We start from the raw sequence: 17244 nt of genomic DNA, 5'->3' as shown, positions 1-17244 counted from the left end.
GATGAAAATCTTCCGTTTCCGCGGCGGGGTCCACCCGGAGGGCAACAAGGACCCCACCGCCTGTCACCCGATCGCGCGCCTGCCGCTGCCCAAACAGTTGTTCATCCCGCTGCAGCAGCACATCGGCGAGCCCGCCGCACCCGAAGTGAACGTGGGCGACCGCGTGCTCAAGGGCCAGCGTCTCGCTCGCCATCAGGGCTCGGTGTCGGCGCCGGTCCATGCTCCGACTTCGGGCATGGTGGTGGCGATCGGCGATCACGCGGCCCCCCATCCGTCCGGCCTGCCGGTGCAGACGATCACTCTCGAGCCCGACGGCGAGGAGCGCTGGATCGACACCGACCCGGTGGCCGACCCGTTCTCCCTGTCGCCGGCCGAAATCGCCGTTCGGGTGCGCGACGCGGGCATCGTCGGACTGGGCGGCGCGGCCTTCCCCGCCGCAGTCAAGCTCGACGCCGGCAGCCGCCATAACATCGACACGCTGATCATCAACGGCGGCGAGTGCGAGCCTTACCTGAGCTGCGACGACCGTCTGATGCGCGAAGGCGCGGGCTTCGTCATCGAGGGCGTGCGCCTGATCGCACGGGGGCTGGGCGCCCGGCTCACCTGCATCGCGATCGAGGACAACAAGCCCGAGGCGCTCGCAGCGATGAGCGCCGCCGCGGCCCCTCATCCCGAGATCAAGGTGCTGCGCGTGCCTTCGCGCTATCCGATGGGCTCGGAAAAGCAGCTGGTGCGCACCGTCACCGGCCTCGAGATTCCGGCAGGCCGGCTGTCGGCCGAAATCGGCGTCAGCGTGCATAACGTCGGTACCGCGCTGGCCGTCTGCCGCGCGCTGCGCTTCGCCAAGCCGCTGGTGTCGCGAGTAGTCACCGTCGGCGGCGGTGCAATCCGCCAGCCACGCAACATCGTCGTGCCGATGGGCACTCCGGTGTCCGACCTGATCGATTTCTGCGGCGGCTTCGTCGAACAACCGACCCGCATCCTGATGGGCGGCCCGATGATGGGCCAGATCCTCCCCGCGCTCGACGTTCCGGTGGTCAAGGGCACCAGCGGCATCATCGCGCTCACCGCGGCCGAGGCGCACGAGGCCTCGCAGCGCGCCTGCCTGCACTGCGGGCGCTGCGTGGACGTCTGTCCGGTCGGGCTGGTGCCGCTCGATCTGGCCGCCCGCATCCGCGCCGGGCGCATCGACGACGCCGCCGACCTGGGGATGAGCGATTGCCTGTCCTGTGGCTGCTGCTCCTACGTCTGTCCGGCCCACATCCCGCTCGCCCATTTGTTCAACTTCGCCAAAGGCGAGATCACCAACCGCCGCGAGGCTCAGCGCAAGGCCGAGGAAACCCGCAAGCTCGCCGAAGCCCGCCAGCAGCGCCTCGCCGCCCAGGCCGCGGCGAAGGCGGCCGCGCGCAAATCCGTCACTTCCGAGACCGAGCAATGAATTCGCAGCCCACAAGCTCCCGTCCGCTGGGAGCGCCGCACGTCCATAGCCGGGGCAACATCCCGCAGACGATGCGTGCGGTGATCTTCGCCCTGCTTCCGGCGACGGCCTTCGGCCTGTACCTGTTCGGCTGGCCGGCGATGAATCTGCTCGTGCTGTCGATCGCGTCCTGCCTGGCGGCCGAAGCCGCCTGCCTGGCGATCGTCCGGCGGCCGGCAGCATCCGCACTGGGCGATGGCTCCGCCGTGCTGACCGGCTTCATCCTCGCCCTCTGTCTGCCGCCCTGGGCGCCGTGGTGGATCGCGGTACTCGGTGGGGCGTTCGCGATCACCATCGGCAAGCAGGTGTATGGCGGCCTCGGCCAGAACGTGTTGAACCCGGCGATGCTCGCCCGCGTCGCCCTGCTGGTGTCCTTCCCGCTCGAGATGACGAGCTGGATCGCGCCCCAACCCTGGCTGTCGGCCACCGCCCCCGGCTTTCTTGAAGGCCTGGCGATCACTTTCGGCACCCAGCCCGTAGCCGATGCGGTGAGCGCAGCCACTGCGCTCGCTCCGCTGCGCACCGGCGGCACCTTCGCCGCCGACGCCGGCGCCCTGGGCGCGCTTGCGATCGGGACGGTCGCCGGCAGCATGGGCGAGACGTCGGCCCTGCTGCTGCTGCTCGGTGGCCTCTGGCTGATCTTCAAGCGCATCATCCCGTGGCAGATCCCGCTCGCCATGCTGTTGACGCTGGGCCTGCTCGCCACCGTATTCCACCTCGTCGAACCCGCGCGCTACGCCCCCCCGTTACTCCACCTGCTCGCCGGCAGTGCAATCCTGTCCGCTTTCTTCATCGCCACCGATCCGGTCGGTTCTCCAGTCACCGCCAGCGGCCGGCTGATCTTCGGGGCCGGCATCGGCATCCTCATCTTCATCATCCGCACCTGGGGCGGCTACCCGGAAGGCGTGGCATTCGCCGTGCTGCTGATGAATGCGGCCACTCCGTTGATCGACTACCTCGTCCGTCCGCGCCGCTATGGCCGTAAGCGCTCCGGCGCCCCGCTCCCCCTGCCCGCCAAGCGCACGGAGAACTCCTGATGACGACCACCGCAAGCCCGGCCGCCCCAAAGGTGCGCCGTCCCGGCCCCCTGCTCGGCGCATACGCGCTCATCTGCAGCGCGCTGCTCGCATACGGGCACAGCCTCACCCGCAGCGAAATCGCGTTGCGCGAGGCGGAAGACCTGCGCACATCGCTGGTACAGGCGCTGCCGCCTGAGCTGCACGACAACGATCTGCTCGCCAACACGATCCAGCTCGAGCGCCCCGACGGTACGTCCACCACCATCTATCGCGCCCTCCGCGGCGCCGAAGTGACCGCGGTCGCATACAACTGGACCACCGAGGCCGGCTACGGCGGCCCGATTTCGCTGATCGTCGGCGTTTCCAGCGAAGGGCGCATCGTCGGCGTGCGCATCCTGTCGCATAGCGAAACCCCCGGGCTGGGCGACAAGATCGACATCCGCAAGTCGAACTGGATCCGCAGCTTCGAAGGCCGCTGGTTCGACCCGGCGGCTCCGCAGCAATGGGCGGTGCGCAAGGACGGGGGCGATTTCGACCAGTTCGCCGGTGCGACGATCACCCCCCGCGCCGTCGTCGGAGCCGTGAAAGCATCCCTGGAATTCTTCGCCGCACACCGCAGCCGCCTACTCGCCACCGTCACTGCGGCAGAACGGGCGACCGCGGAGCCGGCGGACGGCCATCGCAAGGAAGACAAGCATGAGTGAACTGCGCCGGATCACCCGCGACGGCATCTGGGACAACAACGTCGTCCTCGTGCAGATGCTGGGCATGTGCCCGACCATGGCGGTCAGCGTCAGCGCCACCAACGGCCTCGGAATGGGCCTGGCCACGACCGCCGTATTGATCAGCTCCGGCATCGCCGTATCGCTGCTACGCCATTTCATAGTCAAGGAAGTGCGGATTCCGATCTACGTGCTGCTGATCTCTTCGATCGTCACCCTCGTCGACATGAGCATGAACGCCTGGCTGCACGAACTGCACAAGGTGCTCGGCCTGTTCATTCCACTGATCGTGGTGAACTGCGCGATCATCGGCCGCGCCGAAGCTTTTGCCTCCAAGAATTCCCCTCTGAAAGCAGGCCTCGACGGCCTGGCGATGGGAGTCGGTTTCACGCTCGCGCTCATGGCGCTGGGCGGGATCCGGGAAGTGATCGGCCAGGGCACCCTGTTCGCCGACGCGTCGATGCTGCTCGGAGAAAGCTTCGCTTTCCTGGAAATGAAGGTTGCCGAATCCTACCGAGGGATGCTGTTGATGATTCTCCCGCCGGGCGGCTTCCTCGTCCTCGGCTTCCTGGTGGCCTGGCGCCAGCGCATCACCCTGCGTGCTCGCCAGCGCGCCAGCAGACTCGCCGCCTCGGCCGCGGCTGCGGCGTCCTGAGCGTTCAACATCAGAAGGAGCGACCCATGAAGATCAGTGTCAGCTATGCCCATCCTGAACGTCCGGCGTGGCTGCGCCTGGAGGTGGCCGAAGGATGCACGATCGCAGAGGCGATCGAGCGTTCCGGCATTCTCGGGCGCTACCCGTGCATCGACCTCGCACGCAACAAGGTCGGGGTGTTCGGCAAGATCCACCCTCTCGAGACCGCGCTCAAGGAAGGCGACCGCGTCGAGATCTACATGCCCATCATCGTCGACCCGAAAACCGTTCCCACGCGCAAGAAAAGCGCCGCCAAGACCGCCTCCACGCCTTCCTCCGAGGAAAGCTGAGCAGGCGGGGGGCTCGGCGCGCGCTGCGCGCCGCCTCCAGCCTCAGCGCGCCGGAGCCGGGGAGGGAGACGGAGGGGGTGCCGAAGAGGGCGCGCCCTCGCTCTGTCTGGCCGCCTTGACCCGCAGTGCGTCGGCCTCGGCGATGTCGATTTCGCGCAGGATCGCGCGGATGTCCCGCATCTGCTGCTCGAGCAGCGCCCGGCGCTCGGCGAGCAGCCCCATGAAATGGGCCGTATGGGCATCCTCGCCGGGACCGTTGTCATAAAGTTCGAACAGCTGGCGGGTTTCGTTGAGCGAGAATCCGAGGCGCTTCCCACGCAGGATCAGGCTCAGCCGGGCGCGGTCGCGACGGCTGTAGATGCGCCGGCTGCCGCGCCGCGCAGGCATGATCAAGCCCTGGTCTTCGTAATACCGGATCGCCCGCGTGGTGATGTTGAATTCATCGGCAAGGTCCGAAATCGTGTAGGTCGTGGCTCGCGCCGACTCCCTCGGACGCACAACGCCCTGGGTCGTGCTGGTCATCATCATTCTCTCCGCACTGGCCGTGACGGCCGATATCGTGCGCCGCCGCGATCTTCAGCGGCGCCGCATCCTCCGCCCCTTCATGCCGGCCAGCGCCACGACGGAAAGCGGGCGGACGGCATACGGCCGTCACACAGACAGAATGATATTGACGCTGACGTAAACGTCAACAAAAACCGTATCGACCCGGTCCAATCCGGACGGCCACGCGCCCCTCTCCCGAGATCCGGTGAAACCGACCGTGCCGGAACCGCGGCGTCTTCTCGCGGTAAACGACTTCGCCCGCCGGCAGAACCGGCGGGCGAAGTGAAAGCCCCGTCTTGCCCGGCAGCGCGGGCAGAAGCTCAGACGCGCTCGATGATCAGCGCGATGCCCTGGCCGACGCCGATGCACATCGTGCACAAGCCGTAGCGGCCGCCGCTGGCTTCGAGCTGGCGCATCGCGGTGAGGACGAGGCGGGCGCCCGAAGCGCCGAGCGGATGGCCGAGCGCGATCGCGCCGCCGTTCGGGTTCACATGCGCGGCGTCGTCCGCCAGCCCAAGGTCGCGCATCACGCCCAGCCCTTGCGCGGCAAAAGCTTCGTTGAGCTCGATGACATCCATCGCCGCGAGCGACAGCCCGGTACGCTCGAGCACTTTGCGGGTCGCCGGTGCCGGCCCCATGCCCATGATCCGCGGCTCGAGGCCGGCAGTCGCCATCGCCACCACGCGCGCGCGCGGCGTGAGGCCGTGACGCTTGGCCGCGGCTTCGTTGGCCAGCAGCAGGGCCACCGAGCCGTCATTGACGCCGGAGGCGTTGCCGGCCGTCACCGTACCGTCGGGGCGGACGACGCCTTTCAGGCGGCCCAGCGCCTCGAGCGTGGTCTCGCGCGGGTGCTCGTCGGCGCTCACGCGCAGCGGCTCGCCCTTGCGCTGCGGAATCTCGACCGTCAGCAGTTCGCCGTCGAAGAAGCCGCGCGCACGCGCCGCCGCATAGCGGGCCTGGCTGCGCAGGGCGAACGCGTCCTGATCGGCACGCGCGATACCGTACTGCTGGGCGACGTTCTCGGCAGTTTCGGGCATCGAGTCGATGCCGTACTGCGCTTTCATTCGCGGGTTGACGAAACGCCAGCCGATGGTGGTGTCCTCGATCTTGGCGCTGCGCGAGAACGCGGTGTCGGCCTTGGCGATGACGAACGGCGCCCGGCTCATGCTCTCCACGCCGCCGGCGATCATCAGGTCGGCCTCTCCGGCGCGGATCGCGCGCGCAGCGGTGCCCACCGCGTCCATGCCCGAACCGCACAGCCGGTTCAGCGTCGCGCCGGGAACCGAAGTCGGCAGCCCGGCCAGCAGCGCCGCCATGCGCGCGACGTTACGATTGTCTTCGCCGGCCTGGTTGGCGCAGCCATAGTAGACGTCATCGATCGCCGCCGGGTCGAGCCCCGCGTTACGTTCGAGCAGCGCCCGGATCGGCAGCGCGGCGAGATCGTCGGTGCGTACCGACGACAGCGCGCCGGCATAGCGGCCAATCGGCGTGCGGATGCCGTCGCAGATGAAAACTTCCGTCATTCAAACGTCCTCCTGAGTACTTCGCTTGGGTAAGAGTCGGGCTCCGCTGCGGCCACGTCACACGACCGCGGCCGGGGAGCTGTGAACCGTCCCGGGCGCCTCCTGGGCGAGGCCGGTGACGCCGTGCAGGAAAATCCGCGTCACCAGCGGTCCGATCTCGACCGAAGACAGCTCGCCTTCGGCGCGCAACCAGCTGAACGTCCAGTTGATCATGCCGAACAGCACCATGGTCACGGCCTTGTCCAGGCGCCGGCCGCGCAGCCCGGGCTCGATTCCCTCGATGGTATCGGCAAATGCATCGACGATGAGTCTTTCCTTGTTGAAAATCTGCTCGCGCTGCACCGCATGAAGGAATTTCACGTCCTGTACCAGCACGACATGGAAGCTACGGCCGCTGACGTAGACGTCGAGGAAGCGGCAGATCATGCGTTCGAGGCGCAGGCGAGGGACATCGGTTTCGGCCAGCACGTCCTCGACGAGCTTCAGCAGGCGATCCACATGGAAGTCGGCGATATCGAACAGGATGTGTTCCTTGTCGCGATAGTAATGGTAGAGCAGCGGCTTCGAGACGCCGCAGGTGCGCGCGATCTCGGCCATCGACGTGTTGTGGAAGCCTTTTGCGGCGATCAGGTCGGCGGCGGCCTCCTGGATCGCACCGCGCTGCAGTTCAAAGGTGGCGGCTTTGCCTCTAGCCATTGTTCGGGTTCGACTCCTGAAAGCTGCGGCCCGCGGACGGGCTGCGATCGGTTGAAAACGGCGCCGCGGCGCGCGCGGCGCGGGCGGACTCAGCGCTCGTCGAAGCTGATGACGACTTTTTCGGTCAGCGGGTGGGCTTGGCAGGTCAGTACGTAACCGGCGTCCACATCGGGCTGCTCGAGGGTGAAATTCTTGTCCATGCGCACTTTGCCTTCGAGCACCTTGGCCCGGCAGGTGCAGCACACCCCGCCCTTGCACGAGTACGGCAGATCCATCCCGGCGCGCAGGGCGACATCCAGGATCGACGGATCTTCGGCGCGGAACTCTACATTGCGGCGCAGGCCGTCGGCAATCACGGTGATCATGGCCTTGGGCGCATCGCCCGGTTCGACGTGGTGCGCGGGCGCCGAGTCGGGCACACCGAAGCGTTCGAAGTGGATGCGCTCGGCAGGCACGCCGCAGGCGAGCAGGCCATCGCGGACTTCGTCGATCATGCCGCCGGGACCGCAGATGAAGGCAGCGTCGATGGTCTCGGCCGGCACCAGGGTATCGACGAAAGCCGCGACCCGGGCGCGGTCGAGGCGGCCGTTGAACAGCGGCACTTCCTGCTCTTCACGCGAAAACACGTGGTACAGCGTGAACCGGGTCAGATAGCGGTCCTTGAGGTCTTCCAGCGCCTCGGAAAAGATCACGCTGCTCTGGCGACGGTTGCCGTAGATCAGCGTGAACCGGCTCTTCGGTTCGGCTTTCAGCGTGGTCTTGATCATCGAGATGATCGGAGTGATCCCGGCCCCGGCGGCGAAGGCGACATAGTGCTTTTCACTGTCCGGGTCGAGCTCGGTGTAGAAGCGCCCCTTGGGCGTCATCACTTCGAGCACATCGCCGGCCTGCAGGCGGGCGTTGGCCCAGTTCGAAAAGCGCCCGCCAGCGACTTTCTTGATCGCCACGCGCAGTTCACCCTCATCGACCGCGCTGCAGATCGAATAGGAACGGCGCAGCGACTCGCCCTCGACGCTGGCCTTGACGGTCAGGTGCTGGCCCTGGGTGAAGCGGTAGTCTTCGGCCAGCTCGACCGGGAGCTCGAAACGCAGGCTGACCGCGTCCGGAGTCTCGCGTCGCACTTCGGCCACTTTCAGCGGATGGAATTTGGGGGTCATGCTTGGTCTCCGTTGTCCGTCTGCCCTGCGGGCGGATCAGATCGGCTTGAAATATTCGAAAGGTTCGAGGCAGGCCTTGCAGCGCCAGGTCGACTTGCACGCGGTGGAGCCGAACTCGGACAGGCGCTCGGTGTCATCCGAACCGCAGCGCGGGCAGGTGAGGCGGCGCTTGACGAAGCGGATCGGCTGCGCCCCGCCCACGGCAGCCTTGCCGCTGGGCGGGACGATGCCGTAGGCGCGCAGCTTCTCGCGCGCGGCCTCGCCGATCCAGTCGCTGGTCCACGCCGGATCAAGCCGGGTCTGCAGATCGACTTCGCCCGCACCGGCAGCATGCAAGGCCGCACGGATGGTGTCGCCGATCACTTCGGTCGCCGGGCAGCCGGAGTAGGTCGGCGTCACCACCACGGTGACGCCCTCGGGGCGGCAGTGCAGTTCGCGCACGATGCCCAGCTCCACCACCGACACCACCGGCACTTCGGGGTCGGGCACGGCGTCGAGCGCCGCCCAGGCCCGGGCTTCGGTCAGCATGTCCGTCCTCCCGCGATGTCCGTTCTCAGCATCGCCCGCTCACCACTGCGCGCCCGGATAGGTACGCTGCATGTACTGCAGCGTCGCCAGCAAGTGCCCCATGTGCTCGGAGTGGCGGCCGAGCCGGCCCTGGCTGCGGAACGGCGTGTCCGCCGGCACCGTCAGCGTGGCCTCCTCCAGCACCGGCCGCACGCTCGCCCGCCACCCGGCTTCGAGCTCGCGCCAGGCCGGGCCGATGCCGGCGGCGGCAACGGCATCGTCGGCGGCATCGGCCGAAAACAGCTCGGCAGTGTACGGCCACAGGTGGTCGAGCGCGGCCTGGGTACGGCGCTGCGATTCGGCCGTGCCGTCGCCGAGGCGGATCACCCACTCGGCCGCGTGATTGAGGTGGTAGCGCGCCTCCTTCAGGCTCTTCGCCGCGATCGCCGCCAGTTCGGTGTCGGTCGAGCGCGCGAGACGCTCCCACAGCAGCACCTGGAACGCGCTGAAGAGGAAGTTGCGCACCGTGGTGCGGCCGAAATCGTGGTTCGGCAGCTCGGCCAGGGTGACGTTGCGGTAGTCGCGCTCGACGCGCAGGAAGGCGAGCTGATCTTCGTCGCGGCCCTGGCCTTCGAGCTTGCCGGCATGGGTCAGCAGCAGGCGGGCCTGGCCGATGAGGTCGAGCGCCATGTTGGCGAGGGCGAGGTCTTCCTCGATCACCGGCGCACGACCGCACCATTCGGACAGGCGCTGGCCGAGGATCAGTGCGTTGTCGCCGAGGCGCAGCACGTATTCGAGATGTTGTTGGCTCATGGGGGGAATCCTTGTCTCTGCGAAGTCGGGGCAAAAATGTGCGGCCGGGAGCGGGGCGCTGCTTCCCGGCGGCCCTGCTCACATGTGGTTGACTTCGTCGGGCAGCTTGTAGAAGGTCGGGTGGCGGTAGATCTTGTCCTCGGCCGGGTCGAACAGCTCGGGCTTGGCATCGGGGTCGGAGGCGACGATGTCGGACGCCTTGACGACCCAGATCGACACGCCTTCGAGGCGCCGGGTATACACATCGCGCGCCACCTGCAGCGCCATTCTCGCGTCCGGCGCATGCACGCTGCCGCAATGCTTGTGATCGAGTCCGTTACGGCTGCGGATGAAGACTTCCCACAGCGGCCATTCCTTGCGTTCCATGTCAATGCTCCTCTACGGGCGGCCTTGCCTGCCGCCTCTGGTGGTCGGGATCGGTGAAGACGGCGCCGCTCAGGCGGCCTGGCGCTCGCGTTCGGCCTGTTTCTCGGCGTAGGCGAGGGCGGCCTCGCGCACCCAGGCGCCCTCCTCCCAGGCCCGCCTGCGCTCGGCCAGGCGATCGACGTTGCACGGACCGTGGCCGCCGACCACGTTCCAGAATTCGTCCCAGTCGATGGCGCCGAAGTCGTGATGGCCGCGCTCGGCATTCCACTTCAGCGCGGGATCGGGCAGGGTGACGCCGAGCACTTCGGCCTGCTTCACCGTCGCATCGACAAACTTCTGCCGCAGATCGTCGTTGGAGATGCGCTTGATGCCCCAGCGTGCGGTCTCGGTGTGCACGCTGTCCTGATCGTGGGGGCCGAACATCATGATCGACGGCCACCACCAGCGATTCACCGCGTCCTGCACCATCTCGCGCTGCTCGGCCGTGCCTTTCATCATCGTCAGCAACAGGTCGAAGCCCTGGCGCTGGTGGAAGGATTCTTCCTTGCACACGCGGATCATGGCGCGCGCATAAGGGCCGTAGCTGCACTTGCACAGCGGGATCTGGTTCATGATCGCGGCGCCATCGACCAGCCAGCCGACTACGCCGATGTCGGCCCAGGTCAGCGTCGGGTAGTTGAAGATCGAGCTGTACTTGGCCTTGCCCGAGAGCAGCGCTTCGTAGAGCTCATCGCGCGATACGCCGAGCGTTTCGGCCGCGGCATACAGGTAGAGGCCGTGGCCGCCCTCGTCCTGCACCTTGGCGAGCAGGATCGCCTTGCGCTTGAGGCTGGGCGCGCGGGTGATCCAGTTGCCTTCGGGGAGCATGCCGACGATCTCGGAGTGGGCGTGCTGGCTGATCTGCCGGACCAGCGTCCGGCGGTAGGCGTCCGGCATCCAGTCCTTGGGTTCGATGAAGCCGCCGGCATCGATCCTGGCGTTGAACTGGGCGACGTAGTCGGGGTTTTCGGCGATGCGCGGGGCCGCGTCGCGGTCGGGAATACTGAGGGACTGGGTATACATGCTTCGCTCCTCGTTGGGGGGCGGCGGCGCCTGAGGCCCGCCGCGTTGTAGGTATCGGTTGTCGCGGGTTCAGCTTCTGGGGCGGCGGTCGATGACGCGCCGGGCCTTGCCGATGGTGACCCGCTCGATGCTGAACGGCTCGCCGACGACGACCGTGCACGACACCCCGATCAGGCTCTTGATCAGGTGGGTCAGCTCCTTGGCGAGCGCTTCCTTGTGCTCGGGGTGGCGCCCGACCTGGGCTTCCGGATTCACTTCGACCCTGACCGTGAGGGTGTCCATGTGACCGTTCTTGTCCACCTCGAGCAGGTAGTGCGGCGCCAGCTTGGGCATCTTGCAGATCAGCTCCTCGATCTGGGTCGGGAACACGTTGACCCCGCGGATGATCAGCATGTCGTCGCTGCGCCCGGTGATCTTGGCCATCCGCCGCATGCTGCGCGCCGTGGGCGGCAGCAGGCGGGTGAGATCCCGCGTGCGGTAGCGGATCACCGGCATCGCCTCCTTGGAGAGCGACGTGAACACCAGCTCGCCCTCGGCGCCGTCGGGCAGCACCTCGCCGCTCACCGGGTCGATGATCTCGGGGTAGAAGTGATCCTCCCAGATGGTCGGGCCGTCCTTGGTCTCGACGCACTCGTTGGCCACCCCCGGTCCCATCACTTCGGACAGACCGTAGATGTCGACCGCATCCATGCCCGAACGCGCCTCCATCGCCTCGCGCATCGCCGGCGTCCACGGCTCGGCACCGAAGATGCCGACCTTCAGCGAAGTGCTCTTCGGATCGATGCCCTGCGCCTCCATCTCGTCGAGGATCGTCAGCATGTAGGACGGCGTCACCATGATGATCTTCGGCTTGAAGTCCTGAATCACCTGGATCTGCTTCTCGGTCTGCCCGCCCGACATCGGCACCACGGTGCAGCCGAGCTTCTCCGCGCCGTAGTGCGCCCCCAGGCCGCCGGTAAACAGCCCGTAGCCATAGGACACGTGCACCATGTCGCCGGGGCGTCCGCCCGAGGCGCGGATCGAGCGCGCCACCACCGTGGCCCAGGTATCGATGTCCTTCAGCGTGTACCCGACCACCGTCGGCTTGCCGGTGGTGCCGGATGAAGCATGGATGCGGGCGACCCGCTCGAGCGGCACCGCGAACATCCCGAACGGGTAGTTGTCGCGCAGGTCGTGCTTGGTGGTGAACGGGAACTTCGCCAGGTCCTCGAGCGTGCGCAGGTCGTCCGGATGCACGCCCTTGGCATCGAAGGCCTGGCGATAGTGCGGCACGTTGTCGTACGCGTGGCGCACGCTCCATTGCAGCCGTTCGAGCTGCAAGGCGCGCAGCTCGTCGGCGCTGGCCGTCTCGATCGGCTCGAGCTGCGCGGGCGCGTAGCGGTTGATCGGCATGGTCTCCTCCTTGGTGTGCTTGATCAATCGATATTCGATAGGTGCGTGCCGCCCTCGCCCGCCACGATCACCGGCCGCCCCTTCTTCCGGTACGACTTGCCGCGCAACAGCGCGACCAGTTCACCGGCCTGGTTGGTGACGCGGATGTCGTACAACCCGGTGCGCCCGGAAGCCTGCACTTCGTGCGCTTCCGCGGTGAGCACGTCGCCCAGCCGCCCCGGGCGCAGGAAGTCCAGGCTGATGCCCGAAGCCACGGTCTGCTCGTTGCAGGCGTTGCAGGCATAGGCGAAGGCGGAATCGGCCACCGCGGTGATGAAGGCGCCGTGACACGCGCCCAGGCCGTTGAGCATGCGCTCCTCGACCGTCATGGTGAGGCGCGCATAGCCCGGGCCGATGGCCGCGATTTCAATTCCCAGTCCGCGCGAAGCGTGGTCGCGCGCATACATCGACCGGCCAACCTGTTCGGCCACGGCCTGGGCATCCTGTGCTTGCGCTGTAGGGCTCGTCTTGTTCATCCCATCCTCTTCATTGCAATGCGGGTACGCAACCCGCCGAATGTGCACATCCGCCGACCATCGGCTTCCATGTTCCCGTCGGCCAGGAGCCGCGGAAGCGGCCGTTCAGCGGCCCTTGAACTGCGGCGCACGCTTGTCCATGAATGCGGCCACCCCCTCGCGGTAGTCTTCCGAACGCCCGCAGGCCGACATCAGGTCGCGCTCGACGTCGAGCTGGGCTTCGAGGCCGCGCAGCGAGCTCTCCCAGATCGCCTTCTTCGTCTGCGCGTAGCCGAAGGTCGGCCCCTGCGCGAGCTGGCGCGCAACCGCGCCCACCGTGCTCATCAACGCCGCATCGTCCACCGTCTTCCAGATCAGCCCCCACTGCTCGGCCTGCTCCGCGCTCAGGCGTTCGCCGAGCAGGGCCAGGCCCAGGGCGCGCGCCGGCCCCAGCAGGCGCGGCAGGATCCAGGTGCCGCCGGTGTCGGGAATCAGCCCGAGCTTGCTGAACGCCTGGATGAAGCTCGCCGAGCGCGCGGCGAACACCAGGTCGCAGGCCAGCGCGATGTTCGCCCCCGCCCCTGCGGCGACGCCGTTGACGGCGGCGATCACCGGCAGCTCGAGCGCGCGCAGCGCCAGCACCAGCGGCTTGTAGTTCTTTTCCACCGACGCCCCGAGGTCGACCGCCTCGCCGCCGGGCGCGACGTTGCGGTCGGACAGGTCCTGGCCGGCGCAGAAGCCGCGCCCGGCGCCGGTGAGCACGAGCACGCGGACGCTGCCGTCGGCCCGCCCTGCACGCACCCGCGCCAGCGCTTGGCGCAGCTCGTCGTGCATGCGGTCGTTGAAGCTGTTGAGCCGCTCCGGGCGGTTCAGCGTGAGGGTTGCGACCCCGTCCTCGACTTCGAAAAGAATCGTCTCCATCGCCACGTCCATGTTCCCTATCTCTCCATTCTGCGGGGCCGGGGTGCAATGATGCCATCCAGCTCGTTTATAAATTTGACCGATCGGTCAATCAATAGTAGTCTTGAGCTACATCAAAAGACAAGCATTTTTTTACCCCGAGACCTTGCCGGCGCAAACATTTTGTGTAGCCCGTAGCAGTCCACCGCGCGTGCCGGCCGACCACCCCCAGGAGACGACCATGAGCCACCCTCTTTTCGAAGCGCACAAGCCCACCCTCGACGCCGCCCTCTCCGCCCTGCGCGCGCGCGGCTACTGGACCCCCTACGCCGAATCCCCCAGCCCCAGAAGCTACGGCGAGGACGCCGCCGAAGCCGGCAAGCGCGCCTTCGAAAGCCACCTCGGCCGCGATTTCGTCCTCGACCAGCCGGGCCAGGCCGGCTGGGCCGCGACCGAGCGCTCGCCCTACGGCGTCGCCCTCGACGTACGCTACCCGGTCTGCGCGCCCGACGCCCTGATCGGCGCCGCCGAAGCGGCGATGCCCGGTTGGCGGAAGGTCGGTGCCGAAGGGCGGGTCGGGATCTGCCTGGAAATCCTCCAGCGCCTGAACCGGCGCAGCTTCGAGATCGCCCACGCGGTGATGATGACCACCGGCCAGGGCTGGATGATGGCCTTCCAGGCCGGCGGCGCGCACGCCCAAGATCGCGGCCTCGAAGCGGTCGCCACCGCGTGGGACGAGATGAGCCGCGTCCCCGCCGAGGCGGTGTGGGAAAAACCCCAGGGCAAGAACCCGCCGCTGCGCCTGCGCAAACACTTCGAGATCGTCGGCCGCGGCGTCGCGCTGGTGATCGGCTGCGGCACCTTCCCCACCTGGAACACCTATCCGGGCCTGTTCGCCGCCCTCGCCACGGGCAATCCGGTGATCGTCAAACCTCATGAAAACGCCATCCTGCCGGCGGCGATCAGCGTCGCCATCGCCCGCGAAGTGCTCGCCGAACAAGGCCTGGATCCGAACCTGGTGACGCTCGCCGTGGTCGACGACCCCGCCGCCACCCGCCACCTCGCCACCCACCGGGCGGTGAAGTCGATCGACTTCACCGGCAGCACCGCGTTCGGCAACTGGCTGCTCGACCATGCCCGCCAGGCCCAGGTGTATGCCGAACTGGCCGGCGTCAACAACGTCGTCATCGAGTCCACCGACAACTACAAGGGCATGCTGAAGAACCTCGCGTTCACCCTGTCGCTGTACGCCGGCCAGATGTGCACGACGACCCAGGCGATCATCGTTCCCGCCGGCGGTATCGACACCGATCAGGGCCGCAAGCGCTTCGATGAAGTCGCTGCCGACCTCGGTGCCGCCGTCGCCCGCTTCCTCTCCGACGAGAGCGTCGCCACCGCGGTGCTGGGCGCGATCCAGTCGCCCGCCACCCTCGCCCGCATTGAGGAAGCCCACGGCTTCGGCCAGGTGGTGCTGGCCTCGAAGGCACTCACCCATGCCGAGTTCCCCCAGGCGCAGGTGCGCACGCCGGTGATCGTCGCCTGCGATGCCGCCGACGAGGCCGCCTATATGGAGGAACGCTTCGGCCCGATCAGCTTCGTCGTGCGCGCGGCCGACACCGGCGCCGCGCTGCAGCTGTCCGAGCGCATCGTGCGCGAGCGCGGCGCGCTGACGGTGGGGCTGTACTCCACCCGCAGCGCGGTGATCGAGACCATGACCGAAGCGACGCTGCGCGCCGGCGTGGCGCTGTCGCTGAACCTCGCCGGTGGGGTGTTCGTGAACCAGTCCGCGGCGTTCTCCGACTATCATGGTGTCGGCATGAACCCGGCCGCCAATGCGAGCTACGCCGACGCGGCCTTCGTCGCCAACCGGTTCCGCGTCGTGCAACGACGTTACCATGTCGACTGAACCCGCCTGAAAACGCCCCCGGAGGTAAACGACCCATGCCCTGCTACGAAATCGACGGCGTCCGTCCCGTCATCCACCCCACCGCCTTCGTTCATCCGGATGCGGTGCTGATCGGCGACGTCTTCGTCGGGCCGGGTTGTTACGTCGCCCCACAAACCTCGCTGCGCGGCGACTTCGGCCGCATCGTACTGGAAGAAGGAAGCAACGTGCAGGACGCCTGCGTCCTGCACGGTTTTCCCGAAATCGATACCGTGGTCGAGCAGAACGGCCACATCGGCCACGCCGCGGTGCTCCACGCCTGCCGCGTCGGGCGCAACGCCCTGATCGGCATGAATGCGGTGGTGATGGATTACGCCGAAATCGGCGAAGGCAGCATCGTCGCCGCCTGCGCCTTCGTGAAGGCCGAGATGAAAGTGCCGCCCGGCATGCTGGTGGCGGGCGTACCGGCCAAGGTCCTGCGCCCGCTGACCGACCAGGAGCGCGCGTGGAAGATCGTCGGCACCGAGTGCTACCACGCGCTCGCCGCGCGCAGCCTCGCCACCCTGAAACCGTGCGAGCCGCTGCGCGAAGCCGACCCCGAACGCCGCCGCTTCGAGATGCCCGACATCGTGCCGCTCAGCGAAGCGCGCCGGCGCGCCGGCTGAGTCCGTTGCGAAGGGCGCTGCGGCGCCCTTTTCCGTTCACGCCTCGGACCCGGCCCGCGCCGCCGCGGGTAGCCCCCGCTCGAAAGGATAAGGCCACTCGTCGCGGTCCTCCGAGAACAGCTGCGCCACCAGCCCGCGCAGCCAGCGATTGCGCGCATCGTGGTGGTAGCTGCGATGCCAGTGCTGGTAGAGCTCGATGCACGGGATCGGCAGCGGCGGCTCGACCATGCGGATGTTGGCGCCGATCGACGAAAAATAATGGCCGATCGCGTGCGGCACGGTCACGATCAGGTCGGACTTGCCGACGATCACCGGCAGGCTCATGAAATGCGGCGTGCTCAGCACGATCCGGCGCTCGATGCGCTGGCGCTCGAGATATTTTTCGAAGACTTCCTGGCTGCGCCCTTCGGCGCGCACCACCGCATGGCCGAGTTCGAGGAACTGCTGCAGGCTGATGCGCTCGTCGCGCAACGGATGATCGGCCCGCAGCAGGCAGACGAAACGGTGATCGAACAGTTTCTGGCGGTAATAGCCGGCAGCGTCGAGATCGGGAAAGTAGCCGATCGCCAGATCGATCTCGCCCGCCGCCATCGCCCGCGACAACTCGCTCGGCGTCACCGCGACCGAACGCAGCGTCGCCTGCGGCGCCAGATGGCGCAGGCTGTCGAGAATGCGGGGCAGGAACACCATTTCGCCCACGTCCGACATCGCGAAGGTGAACTCGCCCACCACCTGCTGCGCATCGAAGCGGTCGCCGGCGAGGATCTCGGTATCGACCTTGGCCAGCACTTCGCGTGAGCGTGCCGCCAGCGCCTGGGCGCGCGCGGTCGGCGTCATGCCGACCGCGGTCTTGATGAACAGCGGCTCGCCGAAGATCCGCCGCAGGCGGCCGAGCGCCGTGCTCACCGTGGGCTGACTGACGCCGAGGGCAAGCGCTGCAGCACTGACGCTGCCGGCGTCATGGACGGCGAGCAGCACGCGCAGAAGGTTCAGATCGAAGTCACGCACAGCGAACGGTTATCAAGAATCGAGATAA

Annotated in this window: 20 protein-coding genes; 8 read left to right on the top strand and 12 right to left on the bottom strand. The window is 67.5% G+C overall.

The window, feature by feature from the left end; genetic code table 11:
- The first annotated feature begins 1 nt into the window (after position 1).
- Genes rsxC through MXC99_RS06790 form a run of 5 tightly spaced genes read left to right on the top strand, consistent with a single transcriptional unit; the run spans position 2 to position 4202 of the window.
- Positions 2-1438 (top strand): electron transport complex subunit RsxC, encoded by a 1437-nt coding sequence (gene rsxC, locus MXC99_RS06810; RefSeq protein ID WP_247724733.1) that lies wholly within the window; start codon positions 2-4, stop codon positions 1436-1438.
- Complete coding sequence (locus tag MXC99_RS06805; protein WP_247724732.1) at positions 1435-2514, top strand: RnfABCDGE type electron transport complex subunit D; 1080 nt, start codon at positions 1435-1437, stop codon at positions 2512-2514. Before rsxC ends, MXC99_RS06805 begins: the two co-directional genes overlap by 4 nt.
- Positions 2514-3200 (top strand): electron transport complex subunit RsxG, encoded by a 687-nt coding sequence (gene rsxG, locus MXC99_RS06800; protein ID WP_247724731.1) that lies wholly within the window; start codon positions 2514-2516, stop codon positions 3198-3200. Before MXC99_RS06805 ends, rsxG begins: the two co-directional genes overlap by 1 nt.
- Positions 3193-3873 (top strand): electron transport complex subunit E, encoded by a 681-nt coding sequence (locus MXC99_RS06795; protein WP_247724730.1) that lies wholly within the window; start codon positions 3193-3195, stop codon positions 3871-3873. Before rsxG ends, MXC99_RS06795 begins: the two co-directional genes overlap by 8 nt.
- Positions 3874-3899: 26 nt before the next feature.
- Entirely contained in the window at positions 3900-4202 is a 303-nt protein-coding gene (locus tag MXC99_RS06790) for an RnfH family protein (protein WP_247724729.1), read from the top strand.
- A gap of 42 nt (positions 4203-4244) precedes the next feature.
- Here MXC99_RS06790 and MXC99_RS06785 read toward each other — a convergent pair whose 3' ends face one another.
- Positions 4245-4727, bottom strand: coding sequence for a MerR family transcriptional regulator (locus MXC99_RS06785; RefSeq protein ID WP_282100137.1), 483 nt, complete (start codon positions 4725-4727; stop codon positions 4245-4247).
- On the opposite strand from MXC99_RS06785, the gene MXC99_RS06780 reads away from it, so the two are divergent.
- Entirely contained in the window at positions 4714-4887 is a 174-nt protein-coding gene (locus MXC99_RS06780) for a hypothetical protein (RefSeq protein WP_247724728.1), read from the top strand. The genes MXC99_RS06785 and MXC99_RS06780 overlap by 14 nt on opposite strands.
- 181 nt (positions 4888-5068) lie before the next feature.
- Here the strand turns inward: MXC99_RS06780 and pcaF are convergent, their stop codons facing one another.
- The 10 genes from pcaF to paaG form a co-directional block, all read right to left on the bottom strand.
- The gene (gene pcaF, locus MXC99_RS06775; RefSeq protein ID WP_247724727.1) at positions 5069-6271 is read right to left on the bottom strand and encodes a 3-oxoadipyl-CoA thiolase; all 1203 of its coding nucleotides are present in this window, start codon (positions 6269-6271) and stop codon (positions 5069-5071) included.
- A 57-nt stretch (positions 6272-6328) separates the two neighbouring features.
- Entirely contained in the window at positions 6329-6967 is a 639-nt protein-coding gene (locus tag MXC99_RS06770; RefSeq protein ID WP_247724726.1) for a TetR/AcrR family transcriptional regulator, read from the bottom strand.
- Between the two features lie 89 nt (positions 6968-7056).
- Positions 7057-8124: a 1,2-phenylacetyl-CoA epoxidase subunit PaaE gene (paaE, locus tag MXC99_RS06765; protein ID WP_247724725.1), complete on the bottom strand. Its 1068-nt coding sequence runs from the start codon at positions 8122-8124 to the stop codon at positions 7057-7059.
- Positions 8125-8160: 36 nt separating this feature from the next.
- The gene (gene paaD / locus MXC99_RS06760) at positions 8161-8652 is read right to left on the bottom strand and encodes a 1,2-phenylacetyl-CoA epoxidase subunit PaaD (RefSeq protein ID WP_247724724.1); all 492 of its coding nucleotides are present in this window, start codon (positions 8650-8652) and stop codon (positions 8161-8163) included.
- Between the two features lie 39 nt (positions 8653-8691).
- A complete protein-coding gene (gene paaC, locus MXC99_RS06755) occupies positions 8692-9444 on the bottom strand; it encodes a 1,2-phenylacetyl-CoA epoxidase subunit PaaC (RefSeq protein ID WP_247724723.1) in 753 nt (250 codons plus the stop codon).
- A gap of 78 nt (positions 9445-9522) precedes the next feature.
- Positions 9523-9810 (bottom strand): 1,2-phenylacetyl-CoA epoxidase subunit PaaB, encoded by a 288-nt coding sequence (paaB, locus tag MXC99_RS06750; protein ID WP_075148366.1) that lies wholly within the window; start codon positions 9808-9810, stop codon positions 9523-9525.
- 69 nt (positions 9811-9879) lie between these two features.
- Positions 9880-10872 carry a 1,2-phenylacetyl-CoA epoxidase subunit PaaA gene (gene paaA, locus MXC99_RS06745; protein WP_247724722.1) on the bottom strand — a complete coding sequence of 331 codons (993 nt, stop codon included), beginning with the start codon at positions 10870-10872 and terminating at the stop codon, positions 9880-9882.
- A 69-nt stretch (positions 10873-10941) separates the two neighbouring features.
- Positions 10942-12264, bottom strand: a complete 1323-nt coding sequence (gene paaK / locus MXC99_RS06740; protein WP_247724760.1) for a phenylacetate--CoA ligase PaaK — start codon at positions 12262-12264, stop codon at positions 10942-10944.
- A gap of 23 nt (positions 12265-12287) precedes the next feature.
- Positions 12288-12779, bottom strand: a complete 492-nt coding sequence (gene paaI / locus MXC99_RS06735; RefSeq protein WP_247724721.1) for a hydroxyphenylacetyl-CoA thioesterase PaaI — start codon at positions 12777-12779, stop codon at positions 12288-12290.
- Between the two features lie 105 nt (positions 12780-12884).
- On the bottom strand, positions 12885-13685 hold the full coding sequence (gene paaG, locus MXC99_RS06730) for a 2-(1,2-epoxy-1,2-dihydrophenyl)acetyl-CoA isomerase PaaG (protein ID WP_425597196.1): 801 nt from the start codon (positions 13683-13685) through the stop codon (positions 12885-12887).
- A 214-nt stretch (positions 13686-13899) separates the two neighbouring features.
- Here paaG and paaN point away from each other — a divergent pair, with 214 nt between their 5' ends.
- Together paaN and paaY are read left to right on the top strand one after the other, a co-directional pair.
- Positions 13900-15564, top strand: a complete 1665-nt coding sequence (paaN, locus tag MXC99_RS06725; protein ID WP_247724720.1) for a phenylacetic acid degradation protein PaaN — start codon at positions 13900-13902, stop codon at positions 15562-15564.
- 35 nt (positions 15565-15599) lie between these two features.
- Positions 15600-16208, top strand: coding sequence for a phenylacetic acid degradation protein PaaY (paaY, locus tag MXC99_RS06720; RefSeq protein WP_247724719.1), 609 nt, complete (start codon positions 15600-15602; stop codon positions 16206-16208).
- Between the two features lie 36 nt (positions 16209-16244).
- Here the strand turns inward: paaY and MXC99_RS06715 are convergent, their stop codons facing one another.
- Complete coding sequence (locus tag MXC99_RS06715) at positions 16245-17216, bottom strand: LysR family transcriptional regulator (RefSeq protein ID WP_247724718.1); 972 nt, start codon at positions 17214-17216, stop codon at positions 16245-16247.
- Positions 17217-17244 lie beyond the last annotated feature (28 nt).

Source organism: Thauera aromatica, from assembly GCF_023093595.1.
Lineage (GTDB): Bacteria > Pseudomonadota > Gammaproteobacteria > Burkholderiales > Rhodocyclaceae > Thauera > Thauera aromatica_A.
The sequence above is the reverse complement of the archived record's forward strand: the minus strand, read 5'-3'. Positions and strand labels throughout refer to the sequence as shown.

Excerpts from the sequence above, each read along its gene's own strand:
- paaE (WP_247724725.1), bottom strand. The coding sequence starts at position 8,124 with ATGACCCCCAAATTCCATCCGCTGAAAGTGGCCGAAGTGCGACGCGAG.
- rsxG (WP_247724731.1), top strand. The coding sequence starts at position 2,514 with ATGACGACCACCGCAAGCCCGGCCGCCCCAAAGGTGCGCCGTCCCGGC.
- MXC99_RS06805 (WP_247724732.1), top strand. The coding sequence starts at position 1,435 with ATGAATTCGCAGCCCACAAGCTCCCGTCCGCTGGGAGCGCCGCACGTC.
- paaY (WP_247724719.1), top strand. The coding sequence starts at position 15,600 with ATGCCCTGCTACGAAATCGACGGCGTCCGTCCCGTCATCCACCCCACC.
- MXC99_RS06770 (WP_247724726.1), bottom strand. The coding sequence starts at position 6,967 with ATGGCTAGAGGCAAAGCCGCCACCTTTGAACTGCAGCGCGGTGCGATC.
- pcaF (WP_247724727.1), bottom strand. The coding sequence starts at position 6,271 with ATGACGGAAGTTTTCATCTGCGACGGCATCCGCACGCCGATTGGCCGC.
- paaN (WP_247724720.1), top strand. The coding sequence starts at position 13,900 with ATGAGCCACCCTCTTTTCGAAGCGCACAAGCCCACCCTCGACGCCGCC.
- paaK (WP_247724760.1), bottom strand. The coding sequence starts at position 12,264 with ATGCCGATCAACCGCTACGCGCCCGCGCAGCTCGAGCCGATCGAGACG.
- MXC99_RS06795 (WP_247724730.1), top strand. The coding sequence starts at position 3,193 with ATGAGTGAACTGCGCCGGATCACCCGCGACGGCATCTGGGACAACAAC.
- paaC (WP_247724723.1), bottom strand. The coding sequence starts at position 9,444 with ATGAGCCAACAACATCTCGAATACGTGCTGCGCCTCGGCGACAACGCA.
- paaD (WP_247724724.1), bottom strand. The coding sequence starts at position 8,652 with ATGCTGACCGAAGCCCGGGCCTGGGCGGCGCTCGACGCCGTGCCCGAC.
- rsxC (WP_247724733.1), top strand. The coding sequence starts at position 2 with ATGAAAATCTTCCGTTTCCGCGGCGGGGTCCACCCGGAGGGCAACAAG.
- MXC99_RS06790 (WP_247724729.1), top strand. The coding sequence starts at position 3,900 with ATGAAGATCAGTGTCAGCTATGCCCATCCTGAACGTCCGGCGTGGCTG.
- paaB (WP_075148366.1), bottom strand. The coding sequence starts at position 9,810 with ATGGAACGCAAGGAATGGCCGCTGTGGGAAGTCTTCATCCGCAGCCGT.
- paaI (WP_247724721.1), bottom strand. The coding sequence starts at position 12,779 with ATGAACAAGACGAGCCCTACAGCGCAAGCACAGGATGCCCAGGCCGTG.
- paaA (WP_247724722.1), bottom strand. The coding sequence starts at position 10,872 with ATGTATACCCAGTCCCTCAGTATTCCCGACCGCGACGCGGCCCCGCGC.
- MXC99_RS06785 (WP_282100137.1), bottom strand. The coding sequence starts at position 4,727 with ATGATGACCAGCACGACCCAGGGCGTTGTGCGTCCGAGGGAGTCGGCG.